The 26343-nt window shown below is 58.0% G+C and carries 29 protein-coding genes and 1 tRNA gene; 14 read left to right on the forward strand and 16 right to left on the reverse strand.

Features of this window, described 5'->3' with window-relative positions:
• Window positions 1–971 (reverse strand): peptidylprolyl isomerase (locus tag ACEW8J_RS06260; protein ID WP_373490785.1); only part of this gene is annotated, 971 nt, incomplete at its 3' end.
• Between the two features lie 220 nt (window positions 972–1191).
• Here ACEW8J_RS06260 and ACEW8J_RS06265 point away from each other — a divergent pair.
• Window positions 1192–1279: transfer RNA gene (locus ACEW8J_RS06265), tRNA-Ser, on the forward strand.
• A 270-nt stretch (window positions 1280–1549) separates the two neighbouring features.
• Here the strand turns inward: ACEW8J_RS06265 and ACEW8J_RS06270 are convergent.
• From ACEW8J_RS06270 to ACEW8J_RS06315, 10 genes are all read right to left on the reverse strand, one after another.
• The gene (locus tag ACEW8J_RS06270; RefSeq protein ID WP_373490786.1) at window positions 1550–2362 is read right to left on the reverse strand and encodes a universal stress protein; all 813 of its coding nucleotides are present in this window, start codon (window positions 2360–2362) and stop codon (window positions 1550–1552) included.
• A gap of 551 nt (window positions 2363–2913) precedes the next feature.
• Window positions 2914–3336 (reverse strand): Na+/H+ antiporter subunit G, encoded by a 423-nt coding sequence (locus tag ACEW8J_RS06275; RefSeq protein ID WP_373490787.1) that lies wholly within the window; start codon window positions 3334–3336, stop codon window positions 2914–2916.
• On the reverse strand, window positions 3333–3602 hold the full coding sequence (locus ACEW8J_RS06280) for a K+/H+ antiporter subunit F (protein WP_373490788.1): 270 nt from the start codon (window positions 3600–3602) through the stop codon (window positions 3333–3335). The genes ACEW8J_RS06275 and ACEW8J_RS06280 overlap by 4 nt, the downstream gene beginning before the upstream one ends.
• Window positions 3599–4084: a Na+/H+ antiporter subunit E gene (locus tag ACEW8J_RS06285; RefSeq protein WP_373490789.1), complete on the reverse strand. Its 486-nt coding sequence runs from the start codon at window positions 4082–4084 to the stop codon at window positions 3599–3601. Before ACEW8J_RS06285 ends, ACEW8J_RS06280 begins: the two co-directional genes overlap by 4 nt.
• 1 nt (window position 4085) lies before the next feature.
• Window positions 4086–5618, reverse strand: coding sequence for a monovalent cation/H+ antiporter subunit D (locus ACEW8J_RS06290; protein ID WP_373490790.1), 1533 nt, complete (start codon window positions 5616–5618; stop codon window positions 4086–4088).
• A complete protein-coding gene (locus ACEW8J_RS06295; protein ID WP_373490791.1) occupies window positions 5615–5986 on the reverse strand; it encodes a Na+/H+ antiporter subunit C in 372 nt (123 codons plus the stop codon). Before ACEW8J_RS06295 ends, ACEW8J_RS06290 begins: the two co-directional genes overlap by 4 nt.
• A complete protein-coding gene (locus ACEW8J_RS06300; RefSeq protein WP_373490792.1) occupies window positions 5983–8823 on the reverse strand; it encodes a monovalent cation/H+ antiporter subunit A in 2841 nt (946 codons plus the stop codon). The genes ACEW8J_RS06295 and ACEW8J_RS06300 overlap by 4 nt, the downstream gene beginning before the upstream one ends.
• Before the next feature lie 349 nt (window positions 8824–9172).
• Entirely contained in the window at window positions 9173–10654 is a 1482-nt protein-coding gene (locus ACEW8J_RS06305) for an MmgE/PrpD family protein (RefSeq protein WP_373490793.1), read from the reverse strand.
• Between the two features lies 1 nt (window position 10655).
• On the reverse strand, window positions 10656–11666 hold the full coding sequence (locus ACEW8J_RS06310) for a sterol desaturase family protein (protein WP_373490794.1): 1011 nt from the start codon (window positions 11664–11666) through the stop codon (window positions 10656–10658).
• A gap of 3 nt (window positions 11667–11669) precedes the next feature.
• Window positions 11670–12548, reverse strand: a complete 879-nt coding sequence (locus ACEW8J_RS06315; protein WP_373490795.1) for an NTP transferase domain-containing protein — start codon at window positions 12546–12548, stop codon at window positions 11670–11672.
• 240 nt (window positions 12549–12788) lie between these two features.
• Here ACEW8J_RS06315 and ACEW8J_RS06320 point away from each other — a divergent pair, with 240 nt between their 5' ends.
• Both ACEW8J_RS06320 and ACEW8J_RS06325 read left to right on the forward strand, forming a co-directional pair.
• Window positions 12789–13529, forward strand: coding sequence for a response regulator transcription factor (locus tag ACEW8J_RS06320; RefSeq protein WP_373490796.1), 741 nt, complete (start codon window positions 12789–12791; stop codon window positions 13527–13529).
• The gene (locus tag ACEW8J_RS06325; protein ID WP_373490797.1) at window positions 13526–14875 is read left to right on the forward strand and encodes an ATP-binding protein; all 1350 of its coding nucleotides are present in this window, start codon (window positions 13526–13528) and stop codon (window positions 14873–14875) included. The genes ACEW8J_RS06320 and ACEW8J_RS06325 overlap by 4 nt, the downstream gene beginning before the upstream one ends.
• Before the next feature lie 340 nt (window positions 14876–15215).
• On the opposite strand, the gene ACEW8J_RS06330 is transcribed toward ACEW8J_RS06325, so the two are convergent.
• Both ACEW8J_RS06330 and ACEW8J_RS06335 read right to left on the reverse strand, forming a co-directional pair.
• The gene (locus tag ACEW8J_RS06330; RefSeq protein WP_373490798.1) at window positions 15216–16340 is read right to left on the reverse strand and encodes a M14-type cytosolic carboxypeptidase; all 1125 of its coding nucleotides are present in this window, start codon (window positions 16338–16340) and stop codon (window positions 15216–15218) included.
• Complete coding sequence (locus tag ACEW8J_RS06335; protein ID WP_373490799.1) at window positions 16337–16945, reverse strand: DUF4136 domain-containing protein; 609 nt, start codon at window positions 16943–16945, stop codon at window positions 16337–16339. The genes ACEW8J_RS06330 and ACEW8J_RS06335 overlap by 4 nt, the downstream gene beginning before the upstream one ends.
• A gap of 153 nt (window positions 16946–17098) precedes the next feature.
• Here ACEW8J_RS06335 and galE point away from each other — a divergent pair, with 153 nt between their 5' ends.
• The 3 genes from galE to ACEW8J_RS06350 all read left to right on the forward strand — a co-directional run bounded on the left by galE (window position 17099) and on the right by ACEW8J_RS06350 (window position 18967).
• On the forward strand, window positions 17099–18103 hold the full coding sequence (galE, locus tag ACEW8J_RS06340) for a UDP-glucose 4-epimerase GalE (RefSeq protein WP_373490800.1): 1005 nt from the start codon (window positions 17099–17101) through the stop codon (window positions 18101–18103).
• 100 nt (window positions 18104–18203) lie between these two features.
• Complete coding sequence (gene ykgO / locus ACEW8J_RS06345; RefSeq protein ID WP_011415100.1) at window positions 18204–18329, forward strand: type B 50S ribosomal protein L36; 126 nt, start codon at window positions 18204–18206, stop codon at window positions 18327–18329.
• Window positions 18330–18340: 11 nt separating this feature from the next.
• Window positions 18341–18967, forward strand: a complete 627-nt coding sequence (locus ACEW8J_RS06350) for an HAD family hydrolase (protein WP_373490801.1) — start codon at window positions 18341–18343, stop codon at window positions 18965–18967.
• Here the strand turns inward: ACEW8J_RS06350 and pyk are convergent.
• On the reverse strand, window positions 18964–20415 hold the full coding sequence (gene pyk / locus ACEW8J_RS06355; protein ID WP_373490802.1) for a pyruvate kinase: 1452 nt from the start codon (window positions 20413–20415) through the stop codon (window positions 18964–18966). The genes ACEW8J_RS06350 and pyk overlap by 4 nt on opposite strands.
• Window positions 20416–20501: 86 nt before the next feature.
• Here pyk and ACEW8J_RS06360 point away from each other — a divergent pair, with 86 nt between their 5' ends.
• From ACEW8J_RS06360 to ACEW8J_RS06370, 3 genes are read left to right on the forward strand one after another with little or no spacing between them, the layout of a single operon-like run.
• Window positions 20502–20810, forward strand: a complete 309-nt coding sequence (locus tag ACEW8J_RS06360; protein ID WP_373490803.1) for a DUF1244 domain-containing protein — start codon at window positions 20502–20504, stop codon at window positions 20808–20810.
• A gap of 44 nt (window positions 20811–20854) precedes the next feature.
• Window positions 20855–21097, forward strand: a complete 243-nt coding sequence (locus tag ACEW8J_RS06365; RefSeq protein ID WP_100093000.1) for a DUF2312 domain-containing protein — start codon at window positions 20855–20857, stop codon at window positions 21095–21097.
• A 42-nt stretch (window positions 21098–21139) separates the two neighbouring features.
• A complete protein-coding gene (locus ACEW8J_RS06370; RefSeq protein WP_373490804.1) occupies window positions 21140–21460 on the forward strand; it encodes a heavy metal-binding domain-containing protein in 321 nt (106 codons plus the stop codon).
• On the opposite strand, the gene ACEW8J_RS06375 is transcribed toward ACEW8J_RS06370, so the two are convergent.
• Window positions 21457–22182, reverse strand: coding sequence for a type II CAAX prenyl endopeptidase Rce1 family protein (locus ACEW8J_RS06375; protein ID WP_373490805.1), 726 nt, complete (start codon window positions 22180–22182; stop codon window positions 21457–21459). The genes ACEW8J_RS06370 and ACEW8J_RS06375 overlap by 4 nt on opposite strands.
• Window positions 22183–22271: 89 nt before the next feature.
• Between ACEW8J_RS06375 and ACEW8J_RS06380 the strand changes: the two genes are divergently transcribed.
• From ACEW8J_RS06380 to ruvB, 5 genes are all read left to right on the forward strand, one after another.
• Window positions 22272–23021, forward strand: coding sequence for a YebC/PmpR family DNA-binding transcriptional regulator (locus ACEW8J_RS06380; protein ID WP_373490806.1), 750 nt, complete (start codon window positions 22272–22274; stop codon window positions 23019–23021).
• Window positions 23021–23371 carry a DUF3147 family protein gene (locus tag ACEW8J_RS06385; protein WP_373490811.1) on the forward strand — a complete coding sequence of 117 codons (351 nt, stop codon included), beginning with the start codon at window positions 23021–23023 and terminating at the stop codon, window positions 23369–23371. Before ACEW8J_RS06380 ends, ACEW8J_RS06385 begins: the two co-directional genes overlap by 1 nt.
• Before the next feature lie 15 nt (window positions 23372–23386).
• A complete protein-coding gene (gene ruvC, locus ACEW8J_RS06390; RefSeq protein ID WP_373490807.1) occupies window positions 23387–23857 on the forward strand; it encodes a crossover junction endodeoxyribonuclease RuvC in 471 nt (156 codons plus the stop codon).
• Window positions 23858–23915: 58 nt separating this feature from the next.
• Window positions 23916–24521: a Holliday junction branch migration protein RuvA gene (ruvA, locus tag ACEW8J_RS06395; RefSeq protein ID WP_373490808.1), complete on the forward strand. Its 606-nt coding sequence runs from the start codon at window positions 23916–23918 to the stop codon at window positions 24519–24521.
• A gap of 93 nt (window positions 24522–24614) precedes the next feature.
• Complete coding sequence (ruvB, locus tag ACEW8J_RS06400; RefSeq protein ID WP_373490809.1) at window positions 24615–25652, forward strand: Holliday junction branch migration DNA helicase RuvB; 1038 nt, start codon at window positions 24615–24617, stop codon at window positions 25650–25652.
• Between the two features lie 157 nt (window positions 25653–25809).
• Here the strand turns inward: ruvB and ACEW8J_RS06405 are convergent.
• Window positions 25810–26343, reverse strand: a 534-nt coding sequence (locus tag ACEW8J_RS06405) for a carotenoid oxygenase family protein (protein ID WP_373490810.1), incomplete at its 5' end; no start/stop codon positions are given.

Here is a 26343-nt window from a genome sequence, read left to right on the forward strand (position 1 = left end):
CGCACCGGGACCGGAATATTGCAGATATCGGCACCACCGGCCGGGACAATGAAAAACGGATCGCGGCGATTGGCTCTGGCGTCGGCATATTTTGCGAAGGTTTCGCTTTCGGTATCAAGATATTCGAAGCTTGGCTGGTCGGCTTTGGGCCATGAGCTGGCAAGCCGGATCGAGGTGATCGGCACGCGCATGGCGGCATCCTCGAAGAAACCCAGTTGCCCCTTGCCGCGCGGCAGGCTGGAGAGATATTCAATCCCTTCGATGACACGCCCGACCACGGCAATATTGCGGTCGAGATGGCGCGGCGCATGGCCGATCACGGTGTAAAGTTCCGCGCCGCTGCCCGTGTCGGGAGAATAGTTGCGCCCGACGCCGACCATGCCGTAGCAGTGGACGGGCCATCGACTGAGCGTGCGTGTGCCGTCGCCGATTTCGTGGGCCAATGGCCAGCCAGATTCGAACCAAGTCCAATCTGCATAAGAATCGACAAGCTGATTTTTGGGATGCCATAAAATAATGCTTCCCTCTTCGCCCGCCGTTGTTTCCATTTTATACTCGCTCTCGGGAACCGTCTCCAATCCCTCGGGCAAAGCCTTCTGCTCCGTCTCGCCTGATTCCGGATTGTCATATCCGGCATCGCCCCATTGCACGACATAATTGTCCTGCACCCGGTTGATGCTGGTGTCGTCCCACCAGTGCGCTGCCGCCAGCTTGCGGATATTGCGGATCCAGCCCTGCGAGAAGGGCTCCGGCATCAGCTGGATGACGACGCGGCGGGCGTTGCCCTCCGCATCGGGGGCGAGGGCCATGACCAGCAGGTCGCTGGGTGCGATTTTTTTCCAGTCGCTGGCCGGGGCTGTATCGACAATGGCGTTGGGGCTGGGAAATTCCGGCTTTTCGGTTTCCTGAGCGGAAAGGGGCGCCGTGATGGCGAGCGCCGCGAGAGATGCGATGGAGATTAGTTTGTTCATGCAATGAGCCCCGCTGCTTGCCGTTAGTGATGAGCCGGTCGAACCACGCCTTTCGTCGCGAGGCGTCCTTCGACAAGCTCAGGACCAACGGGTCTAATTTCCAACATTCTGTCAGTCATCACCCTAACGCCACACTATCGCTTGCGAAAGCGCCAATCCCGCATTAGGGAAGCGGCGCTGTCTGATATTCGACCAGATTCACGGGTCAGGCGGCATTTGCGGAGACGTGGCAGAGTGGTCGATCGCGCACGCTTGGAAAGCGTGTATAGGGCAACCTATCGAGGGTTCGAATCCCTCCGTCTCCGCCATTTCTTCAATAAAAGCGCAGAAACGTACTATTTTATTGAGATGACAAAAGAATTATCAGGAAATTTGCTACACAAACCTGCTCCACACAAGGAGAGCGTTGTGGCTAAAATTGAAGGTTTATCTATCCCACAGCCACGGAATGATGATATTTCTGTTCCATAACGAGGAGCACGGGATATCCGTCTTGGACAACGCTCAAAATGTTCGCCTTTCGCTCTGCTGGTGATATCTGGATCGGAAGCTGAAGGCCTTGTCCGACCTGTGCCAGTTTAGGCGGGTTTTCTGACCATCAGCACATCCACGGGCGACCAGCCCATCATTTCACTGGCGCGGCTGCCGATGGTTGCCATGATAAACCCGCTCCGTCCGTGCGTTCCGAGCACCAGCAGATCAAAATCACCTGTATCGAGCATGTTGAATATCGACTGGTGAAGATTGCCTTCGACCAGACAAGGAGCCACGCGCGATGCGTCTTTCTCTGACAGGTTCATGCGGGTCATGAAATGATCCAGTTCCTTTTCCGCATCGGACCGCATCTCATCGGCTACCCCGTCGGATTTCAGCCAGGCTTCGTAAGCCACATGATAGGCATGCACGAGTTCGATTTTCGCGTCTGGGAAAAATTCCAGCGCCGTACGAAGAGCATGAGCTGCAAAATCCGAAAAGTCGGTAGCCACCAATATTCGTCCGTAATTCGCGCGCGGTCGCTCTTTGACAATAAGGACCGGGGCTGCGGCATGGTGGACCAGATGGTCGACCGCAGTGCCAAGGAAAAAATCCGAAATATTGTTATGGCGGGCCACGCCCACGACGATCAGATCGCTGTCCAACTGTAACGCTGTTTCGGCTATGACTTTGGCTGGGGAGCCATAGTTTATAGCTCGATTGCACCCTTCAGCATCGGCGCCATAGTTGCGTAACAGAAGGGCCTCGACTTTCGCTATATCTGCTTCGGCTTTGGCACTGCCTACAAACAGCAACGTGCGACCCGCTTTCCAATAATCGGCCAGCCATTTGGCCCGCGCAAACGGCCGGTCCGCTCTTGCTGTCAGGTCTGTGGCGACTAAAATCTGCATGGCCATGAGAACAAAACCTTCTTAGAGTTCGTGAGCTTTATCACCCATTCTTATATTGCCGACGAAGGCTTGTCATTGATTTACCACAATAGATCTCTGGTATGATCTATATTGAACGCTGGAAGGATAGCTTGCTTCTATCATTGATCCCCATAGCCAATCGCATGATGTCGGCCTCAGGATTGACTAATATTATTCGACCGTTTTGAAACCCTATCGCAAGCCCTACGGCAGCAGATGGCTCAATAGCGTTCAATTAGAGGCGTTCTCTTGCGCAGCGTCTACGGCGAAACCGACGGCGGCCCCTTCCTGAAAATCGCCAATAATGCAAAAAGCAGATGCGTCCTTCTTGATATGTGGATGTCGGACATGGAGGGTTTAGAAGCGTAACGGCAGATGATCAAAAATGGCGTTGCAATGCCAGTGATAACCGGCAAGCTGATATCGAAACCGCCGTGCAATCGATGCGCTTTGACGCGATCAATATCTTTGAAAAAACCTGCGAGAAAGAACTTCTTCTGGAAGCTGTAGACGAGAGCCGCCCCAACACAGATATTTCAGCGATCATCACTTGGTGGCGCTTCGGGAATGATCGGGCGTGGCGTTTCATAGGTGGCCCAATCGCTGTCGGAGGGTGGATTCGGCGGCTTGCCGGCCGGCCCGGCATTCCCCTGTTCAATCTGCAGGTGATGAAGATGCGCCTTGGCAATCATATTGGCCGATATCGGCGCGGTGATAAAAAGAAACAGCGAAATCAGCAATTCATGCGTGGTCCAATGGCCGAGCTCCAGTTGGAAGAATAGGAGCGAACCGACCAGCATTCCGCCAAGGCCCAATGTGGTGGCCTTGGTCGGTCCGTGTAACCGCTCCATCAGCGAAGGCAGGCGCACGAGGCCCCAACTACCAATCAGCGCAAAACTGGCACCGATCACGAGCATCAGGCTGATGACGATCTCTGCAATTGAGATAGAGCCGATCATTCGATGATGTCTCCGCGCAGCAGAAACTTGCAATAGGCAACAGTGCCGACGAAGCCAACCATTGCGAGCAACAGCGCCGCTTCGAAAAAGCTACCGCTTTCATTGGCGATGCCGATGAGAAGGATGATCGCGATAGTGTTGATGACCATCGTGTCCATCGCAAGAATTCGGTCGCCTATGCTCGGCCCCTTGAGCAGTCGCCACAGATTGAGGCCCAGTGCCAGAGCCAGGCAGGCCATACCAAAAATTACCGCATACCCGATCATGCGAACACCTTATTCAGACGAGCTTCGTACCGGCTCTTGATCCGGTCCACATCTGCTTGCGGGTCTGGAGCATCGAGCGCATGGACCAGCAAATAGGTTCCGCAGGCAGACACGTCGGTGGATACGGTTCCCGGGGTAAGGCTGATCGTGCCTGCAAAGACCGTGATGGCTTCGGGTGTACCCAGTTCCAGTGGAACAATCAGCCAGGCTGGCTGCAGGTCGCGATTGCGCTTGAACAGGATGATCGCCGCTACTTCAAAGTTGGCGACGATAATGTCCCATAACACCAGTCCGAAATAGGCGATGCCGGCGACGTAGTTCACGTTGGGCCGACCCGGCCAGAACGGTGCGGTAAAAATGGGGAGCAACACGCCGATGATGATCCCGAGAAACAGGGCGCCGAAACTCAGATCGTTGACCATCAAGACCCATACGACAACCAGCAAGGCAGAAAGTCCGGGATGCGGGATCAGGCGGCTCATCTTATCTATCTCCCAGCACGGCGTGAGCGGTAGCCGCAGAATCGAGAAGCTGCGCGGCAGCCTCGGCGGTGTAATCGGTTGCCCCGCCCGCGCCTAAAGAAAGTGCAGCCAGCAGCACTATCGCGATGATTGGCGCGACCATGTCTGCACGCGATACTGTAGCCGGTAAAGCTCCTTCAAGTGGCCCAGCTTTGGATGGGGCTGTCTCTTTCCAAAATATCAAGCTGCCGGTTCGGGCAAAGCCGATTACACCGATGAGCGTGCTGAACAATATCGCTGCCCATGACCAGCCCCAGAACGGCACATCCGCCACCGATTCCAGGATCAGCAATTTGCCGATGAAGCCGGACAATGGGGGCAGTCCGGTCGCGGCAATCGCTGCGGCCAAGAACAACAAGGCAACGAACTGCCGCTGCGCAAAGTCTGGGCCCGGGCTGGCATTGTCTGCAAAGCCCGCCCTTCTGCGGGCAACTATATCGGCAACAAGAAAAAGCGCTGCCCCAGCCAACGTAGAATGGACAAGGTAATATAGCGCTGCGCTCAGAGTGTCTTGTTGCCATCCAGCGACCGCGATCAACAGGGTCCCGGTTGACCCGATCACCGCATAGGCGGCCTGTTCGGACAGACTGCGGGCCACGAAAACGCCGCCAAAACCGATGATCGCAGTTACGATCGCGGCGGGCAGCAGATAAGGCGCGGGCGCCCAGGCCGCCGCTCCCGCACCATCGCCGAACACCTGCGGGACCACCCGGATGATCGAATATACCCCGACCTTGGTCATGATCGCAAATAAGGCGGCAACTGCGGGGGTGGACACTGCATAGGTCCGAGGTAGCCAGAGGTGTAGCGGAACCAGAGCGGCTTTCAGTGCGAACACTGTCACCAGCAGCAGCGCCGCAACACGGAGCAGCCCCTGGTCATCCGGGCCGATCTCCGCCACGCGCAGGCCCATATCGGCCATGTTGAGCGTGCCGGTAAGCGCATATAATAGCCCCAGCGCAATCAGGAACAAAGATGAGCCGACTATATTGACGATCACATATTGCACGCCGGCTTTGAGCCGTGCCGGGCCCTGACCATGCAGCATCAGGCCATAAGACGCGATCAGCAGCACTTCGAAAAACACGAACAGATTGAACAGATCGCCGGTCAGGAACGCACCGTTCAGGCCCATCATCTGAAACTGGAAAAGTGGATGAAAATGCCAGCCCTTGCGATCCGCTCTCGTCAGGACCGCATGCAGCATTGCGATGACCGAAAGGCTGGCGGCTAGTGTGATCATGATCGCCGACAGCCGGTCTACCACAAGCACAATGCCGAAGGGTGCTGGCCAGTCGCCTAGCTCATAGGTGCGGATCGTTCCGTCTGAGGCGGCCCATAACAGCGCCAGCGCGGCCAATAGCATGGCTGCGGCCGATACCAGCGAGATACCGATTCCCAGCGCACGCCGGCGCCGCATCACCAGCAGTGCGAGCGGCGCAGCAAGCGCAGGGATCACGACCGGCGCAATAGCAAGATGCGTGATCAGACTCATCCCGCGCCATTTCCGTCAGGCTGCTGATCGTCGGAGGACACGATGTCCCCATCAACCTGATCGCTGCCAGTTTCCAGAAAGCTGCGAAGGGCCAGCACCACAGCAAATGCCGTCATGCCGAACGTGATCACGATCGCGGTAAGGACCAACGCCTGCGGCAATGGATCGGCATATTCGGTAACCGTCTTGGACCAGATTGGCGGCCGGTTCACAGTCAGGCGACCCGAGGCAAAAAGGAAAAGATTGACGGCATAGGAAAACAGCGTGAGGCCAAGCACGACCTGAAATGTGCGCCCCCGCAGAGCCATATAAATGCCTCCTGCAACGAGCACGCCGATCGCGCTTGCGACGAGAAATTCGAGAGTCATCGGCTACCCTCCGCTTTTTCTTCGTCAAGTTGCGCCTGATGGGCTCGTGCCGCCCGTTGGGCGATGTGGCTCAATTGCGCCAGTGCAAGCATCACCGCGCCGAACACGACACAGAATACGCCGACATCAAACAGCACTGCCGTCGCCAGTTCAAACTCGCCAATCAGCGGAAGGGTGAAATAATCGAAAGCGGTCGCAAGGAAATTCGCATCAAAAATCAGCGCGCCTAGTCCGGTCACCATTGCCACCAGCACGCCAAAGGCAATCATGGTATGTTCACCGATACGCCGCCGGGCATCAGTCCAGTCGAAGCCGGACGCAAGATATTGCAGCAGAAAAGCGATCGCCACCACCAATGCGGCGATAAACCCGCCGCCCGGCTGGTTATGTCCACGCAGGAACATATATATCCCGGCGGAGAGCACCAGCGGCAACAGGATGCGAGTCGACATCACAAACATAATGGGATGGCTTTCGGGCGAATGCGGTACATCTTGCTGCCAGGTCCGCAGTCTTGCACCAGCAGACCCGCGCGAAGTCGTGTCCAACAAAGCAAAGATCGCGAGCCCTGCGATCCCCAGGACAATGATCTCGCCCAGCGTGTCGAACGCGCGGAAATCGACCAGCGTGACATTGACGACATTGGTGCCGCCGCCGCCCGAATAGCTGTTGGCAAGGTGATAGCTGGAGATCGGATCATTCGGTTCGCGCGTCAGCATCGCCCAGGCCGCGCCGCCAACCAACAGCCCGCCCAGACAGGCCACCGCTCCGTCACGCCACTTGCGCGGGGAACTGGACAGGAGCGGCGGCGCCTTGGGCAGCAAGTTCAGAGCCAGTAGCAGCAGCAGAATAGTCACCACTTCAACCGAAATCTGCGTCAAGGCCAGATCGGGGGCAGAAAACTGCACGAAGGCGAGCGCGATGATCAGGCCGATAACGCTGATATAGACCAGCACGCGGAAGCGATGACGTTCATCATTGACCACTGCTGCAGTAGCAATAATGAGCAGCAGCCATGCGACAATCGCTACTGGCGACGCCGGCAGTCCCTCGCGCGGGCCAGTGAGAATGCCCCCGCCGGTGATCGCGCCTTCGATCACGACCACCACCACCACAGAGAAAGTCGCGAAAACCATCCGCTGCAAAGAGGGCGTGTGAGTGGTCACAATGAATTTGCGCACCAGCGTATCGGCGCCTGCCATCAGGCTTTGGAACATTGCCTTGGCATCAGGCCTCAGCAGGCTGGCCGTGGCGAGTAGCAGGTCTTTATGCCGCCACAGGAGCAGCACGCCGCCTGCAACCGCCATCATACTCATGCCAAGCGCCCAATTGACCCCGTGCCACAGTGAAAGATCAAGCGTCGGCAATGGCTCGCCGATCACTGCGCCCGCCACCGAAGCAACCAGCGTCCCCGCCAGCAACATCGGAAAAAGCCCCAGCAGCACCGCGAGGAGCACCAGCACGGCAGGCGATGCCCACATCCCAACCCCCGGATCATGCGCGCGCGCATAAGGTTCTGGCTCACGCGGCGATCCAAAAAACAAATGCCAGGCCAGCCGCAATGAATAGCCGACCGACAATGTTGCGGCGATGGTCGCCACGACGGGCACCAGCCAGGGCAGGCCAAACAGCGAGATTTCAAGCGTTTCGTAAAGCATCATTTCCTTGGAAATGAAACCGCCCAGCGGCGGCAGGCCTGCCATCGCAGCCGCAGCGGTCGTAGCTATGATTGCGGTGATCGGCATCATTTTCGCTAGTCCGCCCAGCCTGCGAATATCTCGTGTGCCGGATTCATGATCGACAATTCCTGCGGTCATGAACAACGCCGCCTTGAACGCCGCGTGATTGAGTATGTGCAGTACCGCGGCAACGGCCGCCATCTTGATCGAAAAGCCCAGCAGCATGACCAGCAGACCCAGCTGGCTGATTGTGGAATAGGCAAGAATGCTTTTGAGATCGTGCCGGAACAGCGCGACAAACGCTCCAAATGTCATGGTGACTAGGCCCACGCTCGTCACGATCACAGTGTAAAGATCGGTACCTGACAGAACCGGCCACAGCCGCGCAAGCAGGAAAACGCCTGCTTTCACCATTGTCGCCGAATGGAGATAGGCACTGACCGGAGTGGGAGCTGCCATTGCGTGCGGAAGCCAGAAATGGAACGGGAATTGCGCCGATTTGGTGAAGCAGCCGATCAGAATAAGGATCAGAATCACCGGATAGAGCGGGGAGGCCTGCACCACATCGGCGCTCGCAAGAATGGTCATCAGGTCGAACGAGCCTGCAACGATGCCCAGCAGCACCATTCCGGCAATCAACACCAGTCCTCCGCCCCCAGTGACGGCCAAGGCCATACGGGCGCCCTGCCGCGCCTCGGCCTTGTGGCGCCAGAAGCCGATCAGCAGAAAAGACGAAAGGCTGGTCAGCTCCCAGAAAATCAACAGCAGCAGTACATTGCCTGCCAGCACAATGCCCAGCATTGCTCCTTGGAACAGCATCAAGCTGGCAAAAAACCGCGCGGTCGCCTCGCCCTCAGCGAGGTAGAAGTGGCCGAAAATGACAACCAAGAGGCCAATGCCGAGGATCAGCCCGGCAAACATCAGCCCCAGCGGGTCGATCATCAGCGAGAATTCAAGCCCGATTGCCGGCACCCAGGCAATGGCAACGGCGAATTCTTCGCCGCCAATCACTCGCCCCGCTGCGGACACGATCAGGGCAAGGCCCATCGCGCTGCCTGCTGCCGCAATGCCTGAATGCAAGACGCGCGCATTGCCGCCGATGGCTGCGATCAGTAGCGCGGCGACAAACGGTAACAAGACTAGTGTATAAAGAGTCAATGGGATTGCCATTGGCTGTCTGCGATGACCTTTTTTTGAGTTGATCCAATTTGTCTGTCGTCAGATAATTTGAGACCGATGCCGGGTTAAAAAATAGGCAAATATTTGGTTTTATCTGTTGTTTGATATTATGCGGCTTGTCTGCGGTATTGCAAGCACCGATCTTCGATAGTTTTTCGATTGATCCTTTCTCGTGGCTCAATAATGGATTCCGCTCTGCCGAGATAGGCGTCGGAGGGCGTGACGTTTTTCAGGTTGTCGTGATAACGCTGGTGGTTATGCCATCGACCCTCCAAATATATAAAGTTTGTTGGTTATCCGGGACCTGGAAGCACAAGCAAATGCTGAACTAACCTGCGGTATCTTCGTTTTCGGGTGATATTCTCAAGCACGAAGTCAGTTCACCGATATCAGGCAGTTGCGGAAGGCGGGTTAGCGAGGATCTGAGACGTTCGAAGGCAGAGCCTGCGCCGGCATAGGAGAGGCACAAACCGAACTTTTGCCAATAGATATCTTCGGTGAATGGCAGCGTGCGGCTGCCGTGGGGGACGTTTACACAAGTCTCCAAGCTCCTGCTATCGCGCAATTGCACTTGGACCTCGGTCGGAAAGGTGCCTTCTGGCTGGTCGACCGGGCGACGTACAATCCGCGAGTAGAACGAACGCATCTTCAGGTCTGCGACCTTGTCGGGCGAGAAATCGGATAGCGAGCAGGAACGGTTCAGGACGATGAGCGAGAGAGCGAATTCGAGAGAAAATTTGGCCTCCAGTGGGCTCCTCGGGCAGGTATAGGGAAGGTTGTTCAGATGCGACGCGGGGGCCGCAACGATTACCTTTTCGATTTCGTCCGGCTCTAATTCGTGCTTTTCCAGCAATTCCAGCAATCCGTCCATCGCCCGGTGGGCGCTGCCGCAATTGGGAAAGCGCTTCACCCGGAAGCCATCGGAAAGAATCAGCAGGGGCTCTCCCACCATTTCGGATTCGAAGCGCATGGTCTGGCCATGTTCGACATGCTCAAGACTATCCCGCAATTTCTCATAATCCGGACCGACCATCAGCCGGCCGATGCCATATGGTCCGTCAAACACCTGTGCGCCCGCACTTATGCCCGCCCGGGCGAGACTGGCCGCCATCACTCCGGACTTCGCAGCAAGCCCGGCATGCAGCGGCTTCGTCATGCTCCCGAACTGCGCCATCGAGCCCGAAGCCATGCTTGTCGCGAGCGACAGAGCATGCGCCGTTTGGGCGGCGTTCAGTTGAAGGAGGCGCGCACCTGCAGCCGCGGCGGCGATCGCCCCAACGGTGGCAGTGGCATGCCAGCCCCTATTCCGATGATATGGATTAATACCCTGACCTATCCGCCCCATGATCTGCAGGCCGACAATATAGGCGTCGATCGCATCCATTCCCGATATCCGGCATTCTTCGCCAAGGGCCAGAATGGCGGGCACCAGCACCGCGCTGGCATGCGCCTTTGCCGGGTCGAAATTGTCGTCGAAGTCGAGCGCGTGGGCAGCCGTCCCGTTGACGAGAGCCGCCCACGGAGCCGCCAAGCGATGAGGCGTCCCGATAATGGTCGACTGCCCTGTACCCCAATTGCTAACGGTTGCTTGTGTGATCCGGGTGACGTCCTCGGTTGCGCCGGCAACTGTCACTCCGAGTACGTCGATAAATTGCAGTCGCGCAGCTTCGATGGCTTTGTCGGGCCAGTTCCTGTTGGTGCTGGTTACCCAATGCGCAAATGCCTGGAGGGCATCCTCATTGCTCTCGACGGTTGAAAATCGTGTTTCATGCCGGTCAATTGCCGTATCAGAGACCTGCATCGACCGCATGTCAGTCGATCTCGATCAGCGAGGCAAGTCTCGTTCCATAGGCCCGCCGGCGCCATATGCGTGCCGCGTCCCGGAACGGTTCCAGATACAAGGATTTGACGGACCTCATCCGTTCCGTAGAGGATTTATCGATCCCCAAAGTCAGCGTTTCACGCCGTTCGGGCAGGTAGAGCGAACCGAACATCCAGTCCCAGACCGCAAACTGCGAGCCGTAATTGCGATTGCGATGTTCCGGCGCTTTGCTGTGATGAATCTGGTGCTGCGCCGGGCTGATAAAGATGCGGGAAAGCGTCGGGCCGAAACTCAGCCAGACGTGCGAATGTCGCAGGTTCGATCCCATGATATCGAACAGCAAGCGCCCCGCATTCACTCCCAGGATCGAAATGACGGTAAGCTCGCCGGGGAACGCGAGCAGGAATGCACTTGTGACAATCGCCACCGCAAGTCCGCTGCGGATCAGATTGATGATGCCGTTCACCGGATGTGTGCGCATTTGCGAGAGCGGGACCAGAACTTCCGGAGAGTGATGGACCTTGTGAAACTGCCAGAGCAGCGGGCTTTGGTGCATCAGCCGGTGAGCCCAGTACCTGAGGAAATCTTCTACTATCAGCAGAACGGCAGTATAAGCCGCAAGCATGCCAAGCCCCGGCTGTGAATTTCCGAACGCGAAGCTCGGTTCCGACGCGGTCGGCGCGTCCCAGGCCCAATGGCTGACAAGCCCCGCCAGCCCGATGACAAGTCCCAGCATGACCTTGTCAAACAGCACGAAACGGTAGTCGAGCAGGGCGGAGCGATGCAGCCAGATCTTGCGGGGAAAGAGAAATGCAAGGAAATGCACAGCCCGCACATGCTCGTCCTCCCGACGCTGATGAAGCCAGCAAAAATAGGCCAGCAGGATGGCCGATAGCAGCGAAACCCAGTGGAATCGCGAGAAGAGAGTACCGAAGGCGTCAAATATGAAAACCGCGGCGGCGCTTGCTGCGAACGACAATTGGACAAGAAGATCAGCCATGGGTCAGCCGCTTTCTTGATGGCCTGACGTGCCGGATGCAGAGTGTCTGCGTTCCAGGATTATGCGTTCCGCGAGGTGCCAGTCGGACAGGCGGTCGACATCGATCGGACCTTCCGGGAAGGGCATGAAGATCGGTTGCACCTTTGCATGGACCCCGCGGGAGAGCAGCGAGAGGAATTGCGTAAAAGTTGCCATCCGGGATTTATAGACGAGGAATGCGGCAAGCCCGAACGAGGCGAAGAACCGCCATGGCTTTTTCGCAAACTGGCCTCCACTGTCAAAAACCCGGGCGCATTCGACGCTCTCGCGATTGAGCAGTGCATAGATATTGCAGCCTGAAACCTGAATATCGCGAAATCGATGGAATGCCCGGTTTCCCTCGGGGAATTTCTTCAGCAGGATTTCCGCGAGAGTAAGGCCGAGCGCTGCGTCACATTCGGATTGATCCAGTTCGTCACAAAAATAGCGGACCATTTCGGGTGTATGCAGCGCGTTGTCGCCTGTGGTGATAACGAGCGGCAACAGATCGGGAATCTCGTCTATTGCGCCAAGAACGCTCGATCCAAGAGTCGACTGCGCTTCGACGACTGTGATATGGCCGCCGAGCGGAGCAAGCAGAGCTTCGGTCTTCCCCCTTGCTGCCTCGTCTACCGAGACGACCACATGGCCGATGCGGCCACTTTCCAGCAGCGCCCTCACCACGATAAGGAGCATCGGCTCCCCCGCGATGTTGATGAAACATTTGTGTGAAACGCCGCCCTCCTTGGCGAGGAGATCCTCCGCTCCTTTGCGGCTGCCCGCGACCACAAGCGCGGAATAGAGGGACTGCGGTGCCGCAGCAACAGGGGCGGTATCCGGATTTGCGGGTGTTGGGCTTATCATGATTGGGGATATAAGTCCGGCACCCGAGAGCGAGAAAGGATGAAATTGCAACAAATTGCAACAATTGCTGGACTATGTTGCAAATGAGGTGCGTTTCTTGCACCTTGGAGGTGGAGCGATCGACCTCGACCTTTCACTCGTGGCCCCAGAAGCAGCGGGACCTTGCGAGTGTGCAATTTTGCATCGAGAAGACGCGGGTCAAGAGGTCAAGCAGCCATGAATCGTCCCCGGTCACCATATATGCTGAATGCACCGTCCACGAACGCGGCGGCTGCCCGGATAGCAATCATCGACGACGACCCCGAACTCTGTGAGTTGATTGAACGCCTGCTGCGCCAGGGTGGCTACGAACCCATAGTATTACCAGACGGCAAGCAGCTTGATGCGGTGATGGAATCGGGCCAGCCGGACGTCATCATTCTGGATGTCATGTTACCGGTGCGGGACGGTTTCGAGATTTGTCGGGATCTCCGTCGCAAGGGCTATGAGACTCCCATCATCATGCTCACGGCGCGCGACGAGGAAATGGATCGGGTTCTTGGTCTGGAACTAGGAGCAGACGATTATGTGACAAAACCCTTTAGCGGACGGGAGCTTCTGGCGCGGATCAAAGCCGTCCTTCGGCGGCGCCAAGAGGGTTCTGTGCGGTATCGAGCGCCGCTTGAGTATCAATTTTCCGATTGGACATTTCGTCCGGAAAATATGGAAGTCATCGGTGAGGACGGCCTGTCGGTGACTCTGTCGGCGACCGAAGCTGCTCTGATGTCAACCTTCATTGCCAATGCCGGAAAAATTCTCAGTCGCTATGATCTTTCCGAAATGACCAACGGCTATATTCCCGTCCCGTTCAGTCGGAGCATTGATACACAGGTCAGCCGTTTACGTCGCAAGCTCGACAGTAAAGGCATGCCGGGCACCATGCTGATCCGGACGGTCTGGGGGCGAGGCTATTTGTTCGTAGCCGAGGTTGAAGCCAGATGAGAATTCGACCCACATCCCTCAAATGGCAAACGATTGTAATCCTTGTGGGGACACTGCTGCTTTCGCATATCATCGCCTTGCTGGTCTATGCAGCAGACCGTTCTGAAACCCTCGCTACGGCGGATACGCTCGACCTGACGGAACGCATCGCCGGTTATGTGGAACTGGCGGCTGGACGGACCGGCGATCGCCGTCGTTCTGTATTGGAAACGGCTAACAGCCGCTTCCTCAAAGTTGAAACAGGAAAGCGGTTTGGGCATGTGGAATGTGAATCGACACCGATTCAGGCTGAAATTGATGCAACGCTGCGCGCTTCAACACCTGATGGCCTGGTTTGGTCTGCGTGCATCCTCCCAGTTCATCAGTCGTCGTTGACGCAGGTCACCGCGAATGTCTTGGACGACGACTATAGCCAGATACTGCTCATCGACTTCGGCTTTCCTGATGGTGGCACTGTTCGTTTCGAAGGAGCGCTCAATGACGGTCGCTCGTTCCTCGCCGACAGTGCGGCATTATATATTCTCCTGTCGGTCATAATGGTTGGGATAGCGGCTTATTTCCTTATGGAACGGGCAACCCGGCCACTCAAGCTATTCGCGACGCAGGCCTCCCAGATCGGGCGGGAACTCCACGCTCCGCCGCTGGACGAGGGCGGTCCGGACGACGTGCGCGTGGCCGCCAAGGCATTCAATCAGATGCAGTTCCAATTGCAGCGGCTGATTTCCGGAAGGACGCAGATGCTTGCCGCCATCTCCCACGACCTTCGAACACCGCTCGCGCGCCTGCGACTGAGGGTGGAGTTTCTCGAAGATGCGACGGAACGGGAGATGCTGCTGCGCACGCTCGATGAAATGGAGGCGATGGTTTTGTCCGTGCTCCAGTTTCTGAGAGGCTCTACGCCCACCGAAGACGCGCGGGATGTCGATCTTGCCGCCCTGGTAGACAGCGTCTGTCTCGACATGGCGGCCACCGGCCTGCCCGTGATATTCGACGGCCAGAGTGCTCAGCTGCGACTGCGTTGCCGCCCGGCTACCTTGCGTCGTGCTATCGAGAATCTCATCGACAATGCAGTGCGCTACGGCCGTGTCGCTCATGTGAGCGTCGTCAATGACGGCGATATTGCCCGGATTGATATCCGGGATGAAGGCCCGGGTGTGCCGGAAGACCAGATGGAGGAGATAATGCAGCCGTTTATCCGAGGTGATGAGTCCCGTAGCCGTGGAGCCGGGGGGCATGGCCTGGGGCTGTCCACGGCTCTTACAATTGTCCACGCGCATGGCGGCAATCTGTTACTGGAAAACCGCGCGACGGGGGGGCTCAAGGCGTCGATACTGATCCCGATATAGTTGATCAACAGATGCAAGACATTCCGCAATGTCCGCAATTCCCCAAACCACCTAAAAACTGACCAACCGCTTTGAACCCGATCGTGTTGAAAAACTCGTTCTTGCCAGCAGTGTAATATGTGATTCAGTCTTCCTTTAGAAGCGGGAGATGCTGTTATGATGGGCTAGCGGACGGTGATGCAGGAAGCGCTGTTTTACGGGCTCCTTCTCCGCCATTTTTGCTATCTCGCGCCAGCTTGCCTCGCTCGTGGCTCCAATGGGGCGCCCCAACCGAGCGACGCGCAGTCGCGCTCGCGAGCCCTTCGGGTTCGAACTTGATCCGCGGCTCTCCGCCGCTTCTTCAGATTTTGTCGATCATCTCGGCCAGCGTTGCCAGACATTCGCGGGCGAGCAAATGGCTGCGCTCGGGAGACCAGCCCTGTTCGGGGTCGGGCAGATCCCGATTATCCTTGAACGGCATTTCCAGGGTCATCGCGACCGCGCCAAAGCGTTCGGCGACCTGATTGGTCGACATCGACAGATTGGCCTTGCCCTTGGCGGCGGTGGGATAACCGAGGTTGGTCTGGAAGTCCGGCGTGCGCCGGGCGAGGCGGTTGCGGTAGTCGTGATAGGTCTCCAGCTGCGCGTCGGTGATCGAGGGAATGCCTTCAAATCCGGCAATGAATACCGCCGGGATCGCTTCGTCGCCGTGGACATCCATGGCAAAATTGACCCCGCTGCTGTCCATGGCATTGCGGACGCACAGCACTTCGGGAGATTTTTTCGCGCTGGGCTCGTGCCACTCGCGGTTGAGATTGGTACCGGCGAAATTGGTTCGCAGATGCCCTCTGCACGAACCATCTGGGTTCATATTGGGGATGATATGGAAGCGGCAGCGCTGCAGCAGCAAGCGAGCATGGGGATCGGCAGCGTCGGTAAGCATTTCCAGCGCGCCTTCCATCCACCATTCGGCCATGCTTTCGCCCGGATGCTGACGGGCATAAAGCCAGACCTGCTTTTCGCCGCTGCCCAGTTCGATGCAGTCGATTGGCTGGCCTTCCAGACTATGGCCCAGCGTACGCACTTCTATGCCTTCAAAGCCTGCGGTTTCGGCGATCAGATCATGGTGGCGCTCGATACTGTAGGGTGCGAAATAGGCGAACCAGACGATATTGCTGCTCGCGATATAGCGGATCGACAGCGTGCCGCTGTCCTCGTCATAGCGGCTTGCCGCGCGGCCCCAATATTCCCGGTCCTCGCTGACACAGGCGTTATAGTCGGGCCAGCCTTGCGGATAGGCGGATTCCTTCAGGCCGCCAATGTTCAGTTCCACTTCGTCGCCAATCTGGCAGCTCACACGGAAATGAAACCATTGAAAGAAATCACTGTCCTTGTCCTTGCGGATGGAAAGATTTGCGGTGGTGCCGCTGATCTCGTTAACTTCGATATTGCCGCTATCGAATGCGCTGGTGATTTGAATACTCATGGCACCCTGATAGTGGTTCCGGACTCTCCGGGGAAGTCCCTGAATAATGCTTCGGCCAATTTGGCTGCAGCCAGACCGGGCTGGGCTGCCGGTGACCCTTGCTTGGCCTCGACCCAGGCGCGGCCCTCCCAGACGACAGAGCCATTGTCGCGCCGGGCGATGCGGACCGACAATTCGGTGGCGATCTTGTCCTTCGGCTGACTGCCGAGATTGATGCCAATCCCCAGGCCGACGCCGGAACCATAGCTTCCGGTGCTGCCGCCAACGCCGACCGAGACGGGGGACCGGACTCCGCCGGCGCTCAACACCGCCCGATCAATCGTGTAGCGCACAACATATTGGCTATTGGCCCGATCATCGCGGGCTTCGGTAAAGCCCAGACGCTGCAATTCCTGCAGAAGGGCAGCAGAATAAGTCGCATATTCGATGCTGCGGCTATGGCCCTCTTCCGTGACATTGGCTTGGATAGTGACACTGCCCGGCACAATCGGCGCAACCTGTGCGTTGTGAAACCGGGTGACATCGATCGGCGGTGTCATTGCCGCGCATCCTGACAGCAGCAAAGCCGCCAGTGCCACTGGCCCAAATGATGGAAAACCGGCCATATTACTAACTCCTTTATGTGCCCCGGCAGATATTAGCGCATATTCGCCGAGACTGCGGTAAAAAATTGCATCCGCCGGCGACCGCGTTTATCCGGATCACGGAAACAGCGCGTTAAACCGCTGATATCGGGAAGTTACAGGGATTTGAGAACCATGGCGAAACCGTTCACCATTCTAGTCACCGGCGGGGCCGGCTATATCGGCAGCCACGCCGTGCTTGCCTTGCAGGATGCCGGCTGGCCGGTTTCGGTGATCGATAATCTGACCACCGGTTTTCGCTGGGCGGTGCCGGAGGGCGTGGCCTTTCGCGAAGGCGATATCGAAGATAGCGCCTTGCTCGCACATATCATCGAAGCGGACCATATCGGCGCGATCATGCATTTTGCCGGTTCGATCATCGTGCCGGAATCGGTCGCAGACCCGCTCAAATATTATCACAACAATAGCGCGAAGAGCCGCAGCCTGATCGAATCGGCGGTAACCGGCGGGGTGCGTCACTTCATCTTCTCATCGACCGCCGCGACTTATGGCATCCCCGAGGAAAGCCCGGTCAGCGAAAGCACGCCGCAATTGCCGATCAACCCCTACGGCATGTCGAAATTGATGACCGAACATATGCTGCAGGATGTTTCGGCAGCGCATGACCTGAATTTTTGTGCCTTGCGCTATTTCAACGTTGCCGGCGCCGATCCGCAGGCACGGACCGGTCAGTCGACCGCCGGTGCCACACATCTGATCAAGGTTGCGGTCGAGGCCGCGCTCGGCAAGCGCGAAAATGTCGCGGTCTTCGGGACCGATTATGACACGCCCGACGGCACTGGTGTGCGCGACTATATCCATGTCTCGGATCTGGCTGCGGCCCATGTGCTGGCGCTGCAAGCATTAATCGCGGAGCCGGATCGCAATCATTTGCTCAATTGCGGTTATGGGCGCGGTTTTTCGGTGCTCGAAGTGCTCGATGCCGTCGACCGGGTCACCAACATGCGGATCGAGCGGGCAATGGAAGGGCGGCGCGCCGGTGATCCCGATTCGCTGATTTCCGACAATCGGGCGATCATGGAGCGCTTTCCCTGGCAGCCGCAACATGCCGATCTCGACGTGATTGTCGCTCATGCGCTGGCCTGGGAGCGCAAGCTGGGCGAAATTCGCGGAGAATAGCGCTGGTCGCTTGACTTTGCTGGCCACCCTCCCTAATTGCCCTGCTTCAGCGCAGCACGGCTGCTTCAAGAAATTCAGAAAATCAAGGCGTGGTACCAAAATGAAAGTCCGCAACTCTTTGAAGTCGCTTAAAAACCGTCACCGGGACTGCCGCGTCATCCGTCGCCGTGGTCGCACCTATGTGATCAACAAGACGAATCGCCGGTTCAAGGCGCGTCAGGGCTAAACGACTTTATCGTGGCAGAAGCATCTGCCATTCCCAAAATTGACACCGTCATCTTCGATATAGGCAATGTCCTGTATCGCTGGGATTTGCGCTGCCTGTTTGCCAAGCTGATCGACGATCCGGAAGAGCTGGACTGGTTTCTGGCCCATGTCGTGACTCCCGAATGGCATTTCCAGCATGATGCCGGACGCCCCTTTGCCGAAATGGTAGCCGAACGGAGCCGCCAATTCCCGCAATATGCCGAGCATATCCTTGCCTATTCCCGGCGGTTTCCGGAAACCATACCCGGACCGGTCGAGGGCATGCTCGAACTGGTCAGGCGCCTGGCAGCGCGCGGTGTGCCGCTGTTTGCCATCAGCAATTTTGGCGCCGAATCCTGGAGCCAGTTTCGCCCCATGGCACCGATATTTGATCTATTTTCCGATATCGTCATTTCCGGAGAAGAGAAGCTGATGAAGCCGGAAACCGCCATATTCACAATGGCCCTGGATCGCTTTTCCTGCCGCGCCGAGCAATGTCTCTTCATAGACGACCGGCTCGACAATATCGAAGCCGGCCGGTCAGTCGGTCTGGCCGGACATCATTTTCGGGACAGGGCGACCCTGGATAGCGAGCTAAGGGCTTGTGATCTGCTCTAGCGGCGCTTGAGTTCATCGCCGATCAATCGCACGATGTGGAGCAGATTGGTCGAGCCCGGCGTACCGAAGGGCACGCCCGCGCAGACGATCAATCGGGAACCCGCCTCGCCCAGTCCGTGGCGCAGCGCCATCCGTTTGGCCTTGCCGATCATTTCCTCAAAATCGGTGACATCGCGGGTGATGACGGCATAGGCACCCCACAATAGTCCGACTCGCCGCGCGGTATGGCGGTTGGGGGTAAGCACGAGCAGCGGCACAGAGGGCCGTTCGCGTGCCATGCGGCGAGCGGTCGAACCGGAAGATGTGTAGCAGACGATCGCCGACGTCTTGATCGTGCGGGCGATATTATAGCTGGCCGCGGCCAGAGCGTCGGCGGTCGTTTCATCGGGTACGGTTTCGGTGAAATGGACCCGGTCGGCATAAGAGGGATCATTTTCCACCTGCGCGGCAATCCGGTCCATCATCGTCGCCGCTTCGATCGGCCAGTCGCCGACGGCGGATTCGGCCGACAGCATGATGGCATCGGCGCCGTCGTAAATGGCGGTTGCGACGTCCGACACTTCGGCCCGGGTCGGCGTCGGCGATTTGATCATCGATTCAAGCATCTGCGTGGCAACCACCACCGGCCGGCCAAGCTTGCGCGCTGCCGCCACAATCTTCTTTTGCAGCGGCGGCACCTGTTCCGGCAACAGCTCGACGCCAAGATCACCGCGCGCGACCATCACCGCATCGGACAGTTCGAGTATCTCGTCGAGGCGGTCGATCGCAGCGGGCTTTTCGATCTTGGCGAGCAAGGCCGCCTTGCCGCCGATCAATCGCCGTGCTTCGGCCACATCTTCCGGGCGCTGGACGAAGCTGAGCGCGATCCAGTCGACATCCTGTTCCAGCGCGAAGGTCAGGTCCTTGCGATCCTTGTCGGTCAGCGAGCTGACCGGCAGCACCACTTCCGGTACATTGACGCCCTTGCGATCGGAAATTATCCCGCCGACAATCACTTCGGTCTCGACGCTATTGCCATCAGAGCGGATCACCTGAAGCCGGATCTTGCCATCGTCCAGCAGCAAGGTATGGCCGGGCTGCAGCGTGCTCAATATCTCCCTGTGGGGCAGGTTGACGCGGGTTGCGTCGCCCTTTTTCTGGATCATGTCGAGCGTGAACCGGGTCCCGTCGTGCAGCATCACCGCTGGTTCGGCAAAGGTACCGATGCGCAGCTTTGGCCCCTGCAGGTCTGCGAGAATGGCAATCGGCCGACCAATTTTCTTCTCGAGCGCCCGGATCGACCGCACATTGGCGGCATGCGCCTCATGCTCTCCGTGACTCATGTTCATCCGGAAGGCGTCGACCCCGGCCCGGTACATTTTTTCGATCATTTCGGGGCTGCTGCTGGAGGGTCCGAGCGTGGCCAGGATTTTGACCTTGCGGTTGCGGGAGAAGATCGGCGATACCATGTACAAATTCCTTAGTGGCGCTTTGTCTGCGCCGTGCCTATTCCTGTTTCATGACAGGTTGAAAACAAAAAACAACGGAAACGAACATGACCGAACAAATATCCGATGCCGCTGCCGCCGCCGCTTTTCGCCGTCTGGTCAAGCATCTGCAACACCGCCATGATGCGGAAAATATTGATCTGATGGGGCTGGCGGGCTTTTGCCGCAACTGCCTGGCCGACTGGGTGATGGAAGCGACTGTAGCAGCGGGTGGCTCGATGTCCAAGGATGAGGCCCGCGAGGCCATCCACGGCATGCCCACCAACGAATGGAAGAGCAAATATCAGACCGAGGCGACGCCGGAACGGCTGAAAAAGATGAAGGAAAGCGTGGCCAAAAACGCCGACGCCTCTTAAAGACGGGTTTCGAATCCGGACAAAATATTCAAAGGAATAAGAGAATGAGCGAAGGCAATGTTGCCGCAGACCAGTTGCGTCTGTTTATCGAGCGTATCGAGCGGCTGGAAGAAGAGAAAAAAGGCATGGCGGACGATATTCGCGACGTCTATTCGGAAGCGAAATCGCAGGGCTATGACGCCAAGATCATGCGCCAGATCGTGCGCTTGCGGAAAATGGAAACCCACGACCGGCAGGAAATGGAAGCGATATTGGACACCTATAAATCCGCGCTTGGGCTTGCCTGACTGATCGGCTAGAATTTGTCCGAGCAAATCGGGAGAATGTCGATGATCATCACCACCACACCATCGATCGAAGGCCGTGCGATCCGCGACTATCGCGGGATCGTGATCGGCGAGGTCATCGTTGGCGCGAATCTGTTCCGTGACCTGTTTGCCAGTATCACCGATATTGTCGGGGGCCGTTCGGGAAAATATGAAAATGTCCTGAAACGGGCCCGGGATGAAGCGCTGGCGGAAATGGAAGCGGAGGCAGCGAAGGTCGGCGCCAACGCGGTCGTCGGGGTTGATCTCGACTATGAAGTCGTCGGCGAGAAGGGATCCATGCTGATGGTGTCCGCTTCCGGTACCGCGGTAGTCATTGCCTAGGCGAGATCCGACCCCGTGCACAACATGTACAGCAATCCACTTATCGCCACCAGATTATAGGCCATGTGCAAGGCGATATTGGCCCACCAGCCGTAGCATATTCTGGCATAGCCCCAGATCAGGCCGCCGACCAGCTGCGGCAGGACAAAGGGCAGCAAGGCGGCGGGATTGTCGCCCGCATAGTTGAAGACATGCACGAAACCAAAGAGCAGCGCCTGGCTCCAGAAGAGCAGCGGGAAGACGCGAACAAACCATCGCGGCACCCTGTGTTTCCAGACGATGATCATGCCGATAACGACGATCGCAACGATCGCCGCCAACAGTATTTTGACGCCGAGACCATTGCTGTCCATCCACCCCAGCTGCGCCAATCCGGATGATCCCGCCAACCAGGCCAGAAGACCGAAGAACGGCACCAAGAGCCTCGGTGACCCGCTCAGCCAGAGACGGAACATCAATTCTTCGACAATCGGACCAGCGACCACCACAAACAGCAGCAACTGCCAGACCGGACGGTTGAACAGGGCGGACATGCTGCTCGACATCCCGACATCGAGCGCCAGCATGATCGGAAATAATATGGCCGCAATGGCTACGACGATGATCAGGTTGACGGCAAAAAGCCAGGCAAGATCCGTTGCTTTTCCAAGGGTCCTGCTGCCTGGATGGTCGAGTCTCGGGGTGCGGATGAAGGCCAGCAGATCCACTGCCGTTGTGGTCAAGCGACCGATTGCCCATCCAATGGTTGAGTTGGCCTCGAACATGCGGCAAAGAACCCCCAATTGAACAATCCAAACAACGGACGAATCATATGGCAGGCCATAGTAAATTTAACAACATCAAGCACCGCAAGGGCGCGCAGGACAAGAAGCGGGCTGCGCAATTTTCCAAGCTTTCTCGCGAGATAACCGTGGCGGCGAAGTCCGGCATGCCCGATCCTGATTTCAATCCGCGGCTGCGGCTGGCGGTTAACAGCGCCAAGGCGGTGTCGATGCCGAAGGACAATATCCAGCGGGCGATCGAAAAGGCGTCGGCCAACGAAGGCGACGACTATACCGAGATCCGCTATGAAGGTTTTGGTCCGGGCGGCGTGTCGCTGATCATCGAGACGCTGACCGACAATAATAACCGCACTTTTACCAATGTTCGTACAATCATGTCACGAAATGGGGGCAATCTGGGCGAAAGTGGTTCGGTTTCGCACGGTTTTGACCGGGTCGGCTATATTCACTATCCGGCGAGTGCTGGTGATGAGGAAAAGGTTCTGGAAGCCGCAATGGAAGCAGGGGCCGATGATATTTCCTCCGATACCGACGGCCATGAAATCTGGACCGCAATGGAAGATCTGCACGAAGTGTCCGGTTCCCTGGAAAAGGCGCTGGGTGAAGCGGAGAGCGTGAAGCTGGCCTGGCGGCCCTCGGTGCAGGTCGAAGTGGATCAGGAGCAGGCGGAAACCTTGCTCAACCTGATCGATATGCTGGAAGAGGATGATGACGTGCAGACCGTCTGGGGCAATTATGACGTGTCCGACGAAATCATGGAAAAACTGAACGCTGAGTGATGTGGGAATTTGCCGCCAAGGCCGCTCTCGCAGGAGTGATCGTGGCTCTGGTGGCAGGTATTGCCCAGCGTCAGCCGAGTTTCGGGGCGCTGGTTGCCTCGCTGCCGCTGATTTCGATACTCGGCATGATCTTTCTGTGGTTTGCGCGGCCTGACGCGGAAAATATGGCGCTGCACGCCGAAGCGACCTTCTGGTATGTGCTTCCATCTCTTCCAATGTTCTTGTTGATTCCGATGCTTCTGCGCAGCGGAATCAACTTCTGGCTGTCGCTGGCGGCGGGCTGCGTGCTGACCGTCAGCCTGTATCTGCTGATGACCTTTGTCGGTCGCCGTATAGGGCTACCCATATGATGCGGGCGATCTGAGATGATCATTCTCGGCCTTGACCCAGGTCTCGGTGCCACCGGCTGGGGCGTGATCGTGGCGGACGGCAATCGGCTGTCCCATATCGCCAATGGCCAGATCAAGACCGATCCAAAAATGGCGCTGGCCAGCCGGTTGCTGCAGCTTGACCTGGCGCTGACTGATCTGCTGCTGGAATATAAGCCCAATGCCGCGGCGGTCGAGGAAGTGTTCGTCAACAGCAATCCGCAAAGCACCCTAAAGCTCGGGCAAGCGCGTGGAGTCGTGCTACTCGGCGCGTCGCGGACCGGAATCGAGGTCGGCGAATATTCGGCTCGGACGGTGAAGAAATCGGTGGTCGGCGTTGGCAAGGCGGACAAGGATCAGGTGCAGGCGATGATCCGGATATTGCTGCCGGGCGTGAAGCTGGCCGGCGCAGATGCTGCCGATGCGCTGGCGGTGGCGATAACCCATGCGCATCATCGGAAACGGTGAGACCGAAAAGAACAAAACAAAAACTCGACAGATTCGCCTGCCGCGCTAAAACACACGCATGATCGCAAAACTGACCGGCACCATCGACGAAATCGGCACCGATAATATCGTGCTCGATGTGCAGGGTGTCGGCTATCTGGTGTTCTGCTCGTCGCGCACCATCGGTGCGATCGGCGGCAAGGGCGATGGCGCGACCATCTATACCGAAATGCAGGTCAGCGAGACCGACATACGCCTGATGGGCTTTGCCAGCGGCTCGGAGCGCGACTGGTTCCGTTTGCTGATCTCGGTCCAGGGCGTCGGCGGCAAGGTGGCGCTGGCGATCCTGTCGGCGCTGGAACCGGGCGAGATTTCGCGCGCCATAGCGATGGGTGACAAGGCGATGGTCACGCGGGCCAATGGTGTCGGACCGAAACTGGCGCTGCGGATAGTCAACGAGCTCAAGGACAAGGTCGGGGGGATCGCGACCGATCCGATTGTCGGCGCCGGCGGGGTGATCCATGCGCCGTCGAGCAACAGCGCTGATGCGGTGAGCGCGCTGCAGAATCTCGGTTTCAAGCCTGCAGACGCGAGCGCTGCGGTGGCGGCGGCGGATGCTGAGGCCGGGGATGGCGCGACGCTGGATGCGCTGGTCCGGCTGGCCCTGAAGAAGGCGGCGCGGTGATGGCTTCATATTCGCGTCATCCTGAACTTGTTTCAGGACCTCTCTCGGCTGGTGTGCCTGCCAAATCTCGCGGGATGCTGAAACGAGTTCAGCATGACGAATGAGGCAGACGATAACCGCATGATGTCGGCCGAACGTAAAGTTGAGGACATCGACGCCGCTTTGCGTCCGAAAACGCTCGACGAATTTATCGGGCAGGAGGCGGCGCGGGGTAATTTGCGGGTGTTTATCGAGGCGGCGAAGAGCCGCAAGGAGGCACTCGATCATGTGCTGTTCTTTGGCCCGCCGGGGCTGGGCAAGACCACGCTGGCGCAGATCATTGCGCGGGAGCTGGGGGTTGGTTTTCGCGCCACTTCCGGACCGGTGATTGCCAAGTCCGGTGATCTTGCGGCTTTGCTGACCAATCTCGAAGAAGGTGATGTGCTGTTCATCGACGAGATCCACCGGCTCAATCCGGTGGTCGAGGAAATCCTCTATCCGGCGATGGAAGACCGCGCGCTGGACCTGATCATCGGTGAGGGGCCGTCGGCGCGCTCGGTGCGGATCGACCTGCCCGCCTTCACCCTGATCGGGGCGACCACGCGGCAGGGGCTGCTGACGACGCCGCTGCGCGACCGGTTCGGGATTCCGGTGCGGCTGAATTTCTATTCGACCGAGGAACTGGAAAAAGTCGTGCACCGGGCGGCGCGGCTGCTCGATCTGGAGATTGCGCCCGATGGCGCCACCGAGGTGGCGCGCCGGGCGCGGGGGACGCCGCGGATCGCTGGCCGCCTGCTGAGGCGGGTGCGGGATTTCGCCAATGTTGCGGGGACCAGAATTGTTGACCAGAAGACCGCCGATGCTTCGCTGACCCGGCTGGAGGTCGACCATATCGGTCTTGACGCCATGGACCGGCGCTATCTTCATATGATCGCCGATATCTACAAGGGTGGGCCGGTCGGTGTGGAAACGCTCGCTGCCGGCCTTAGTGAGCCGCGCGATACGATCGAGGAAGTGATCGAGCCCTATCTGATCCAGCTCGGACTGATTGCCCGGACGGCGAGAGGGCGGGCGCTCAATGACCGGGGGTGGAAGCATCTCGGGCTGAATCCGCCGGCGGGGAAAGCCAGTGACGGGGAGTTGTTTGATTGAAGTGATTCTCTCCCTTGGAGGGAGAGGACAGCAAAGCCTTGCAAGCTTGGTCGCTCGGCGACGTTGGAGAGGGGGCGTAGTCCGCCTACCCCTCACCGAGTTTCACTAGCCAGCAAGCTGGCAAGTTCCACTTGTCCTCTCCCGCAAGGGGAGAGGATCATTGTCCCAAATGCTCCCTCGATGCCCAGCACGCATGGGTGCCGCTGGATATACGGTGGGGCAGGATGATCGTGCACACCGGTCCTGCCGATAGATTTCGGGCATCGATAATGATGCACTCGCTGCGGTCCTGCTTCATGTCGGTGACGAAGCTGATCAGATAGCCGTCATCTTCCGACTGTGCGTTCACGCGCGGAATGAAGGGGGCTTCCGAGCCGAAGCGTTGCTCGCCGAAGGAAAGATGTTCCGCTTCGCCGGTTTCCAGATCATGTTTGGTCAGGCCGTTGAACAGGAACCAGCCCGGCTCGCCGGTGACGCTATAGATATAGCGATAGGGCCGTCCGGCATATTGCCGGTTGAAAATTCCGAATTCGACCGGATAGTCATCGAAAAGCGTCTCTTCGCGGGTTTCTCCGGTTTTCCGGTTGAAGCGCCAGCGGTGCAGTTCGGGCTTGAAGCTGTGCAGGTCGAGGCTGGCGCCCATGCTCTCATAGCCGGATGGAAAGTCGGTCAGCGGCGGCGGCACCGGGTC

Origin of the sequence: Parasphingorhabdus sp. (assembly GCF_041748495.1) — a bacterium.
Taxonomy (GTDB): domain Bacteria; phylum Pseudomonadota; class Alphaproteobacteria; order Sphingomonadales; family Sphingomonadaceae; genus Parasphingorhabdus.

Coding starts and splice junctions, on each gene's coding strand:
- ykgO (WP_011415100.1), top strand. CDS start 18,204: ATGAAAGTCCGCAACTCTTTGAAGTCGCTTAAAAACCGTCACCGGGAC.
- ACEW8J_RS06290 (WP_373490790.1), bottom strand. CDS start 5,618: ATGAGTCTGATCACGCATCTTGCTATTGCGCCGGTCGTGATCCCTGCG.
- pyk (WP_373490802.1), bottom strand. CDS start 20,415: ATGGTATCGCCGATCTTCTCCCGCAACCGCAAGGTCAAAATCCTGGCC.
- ACEW8J_RS06280 (WP_373490788.1), bottom strand. CDS start 3,602: ATGATCGGGTATGCGGTAATTTTTGGTATGGCCTGCCTGGCTCTGGCA.
- ACEW8J_RS06305 (WP_373490793.1), bottom strand. CDS start 10,654: ATGCGGTCGATGCAGGTCTCTGATACGGCAATTGACCGGCATGAAACA.
- ruvC (WP_373490807.1), top strand. CDS start 23,387: ATGATCATTCTCGGCCTTGACCCAGGTCTCGGTGCCACCGGCTGGGGC.
- ACEW8J_RS06315 (WP_373490795.1), bottom strand. CDS start 12,548: ATGATAAGCCCAACACCCGCAAATCCGGATACCGCCCCTGTTGCTGCG.
- ACEW8J_RS06320 (WP_373490796.1), top strand. CDS start 12,789: ATGCTGAATGCACCGTCCACGAACGCGGCGGCTGCCCGGATAGCAATC.
- ACEW8J_RS06380 (WP_373490806.1), top strand. CDS start 22,272: ATGGCAGGCCATAGTAAATTTAACAACATCAAGCACCGCAAGGGCGCG.
- ACEW8J_RS06370 (WP_373490804.1), top strand. CDS start 21,140: ATGATCATCACCACCACACCATCGATCGAAGGCCGTGCGATCCGCGAC.
- ruvA (WP_373490808.1), top strand. CDS start 23,916: ATGATCGCAAAACTGACCGGCACCATCGACGAAATCGGCACCGATAAT.
- ACEW8J_RS06295 (WP_373490791.1), bottom strand. CDS start 5,986: ATGACTCTCGAATTTCTCGTCGCAAGCGCGATCGGCGTGCTCGTTGCA.
- ACEW8J_RS06310 (WP_373490794.1), bottom strand. CDS start 11,666: ATGGCTGATCTTCTTGTCCAATTGTCGTTCGCAGCAAGCGCCGCCGCG.
- ACEW8J_RS06385 (WP_373490811.1), top strand. CDS start 23,021: ATGTGGGAATTTGCCGCCAAGGCCGCTCTCGCAGGAGTGATCGTGGCT.
- ACEW8J_RS06360 (WP_373490803.1), top strand. CDS start 20,502: ATGACCGAACAAATATCCGATGCCGCTGCCGCCGCCGCTTTTCGCCGT.
- ACEW8J_RS06335 (WP_373490799.1), bottom strand. CDS start 16,945: ATGGCCGGTTTTCCATCATTTGGGCCAGTGGCACTGGCGGCTTTGCTG.
- ruvB (WP_373490809.1), top strand. CDS start 24,615: ATGACGAATGAGGCAGACGATAACCGCATGATGTCGGCCGAACGTAAA.
- ACEW8J_RS06270 (WP_373490786.1), bottom strand. CDS start 2,362: ATGGCCATGCAGATTTTAGTCGCCACAGACCTGACAGCAAGAGCGGAC.
- ACEW8J_RS06285 (WP_373490789.1), bottom strand. CDS start 4,084: ATGAGCCGCCTGATCCCGCATCCCGGACTTTCTGCCTTGCTGGTTGTC.
- ACEW8J_RS06325 (WP_373490797.1), top strand. CDS start 13,526: ATGAGAATTCGACCCACATCCCTCAAATGGCAAACGATTGTAATCCTT.
- ACEW8J_RS06275 (WP_373490787.1), bottom strand. CDS start 3,336: ATGATCGGCTCTATCTCAATTGCAGAGATCGTCATCAGCCTGATGCTC.
- ACEW8J_RS06365 (WP_100093000.1), top strand. CDS start 20,855: ATGAGCGAAGGCAATGTTGCCGCAGACCAGTTGCGTCTGTTTATCGAG.
- ACEW8J_RS06330 (WP_373490798.1), bottom strand. CDS start 16,340: ATGAGTATTCAAATCACCAGCGCATTCGATAGCGGCAATATCGAAGTT.
- galE (WP_373490800.1), top strand. CDS start 17,099: ATGGCGAAACCGTTCACCATTCTAGTCACCGGCGGGGCCGGCTATATC.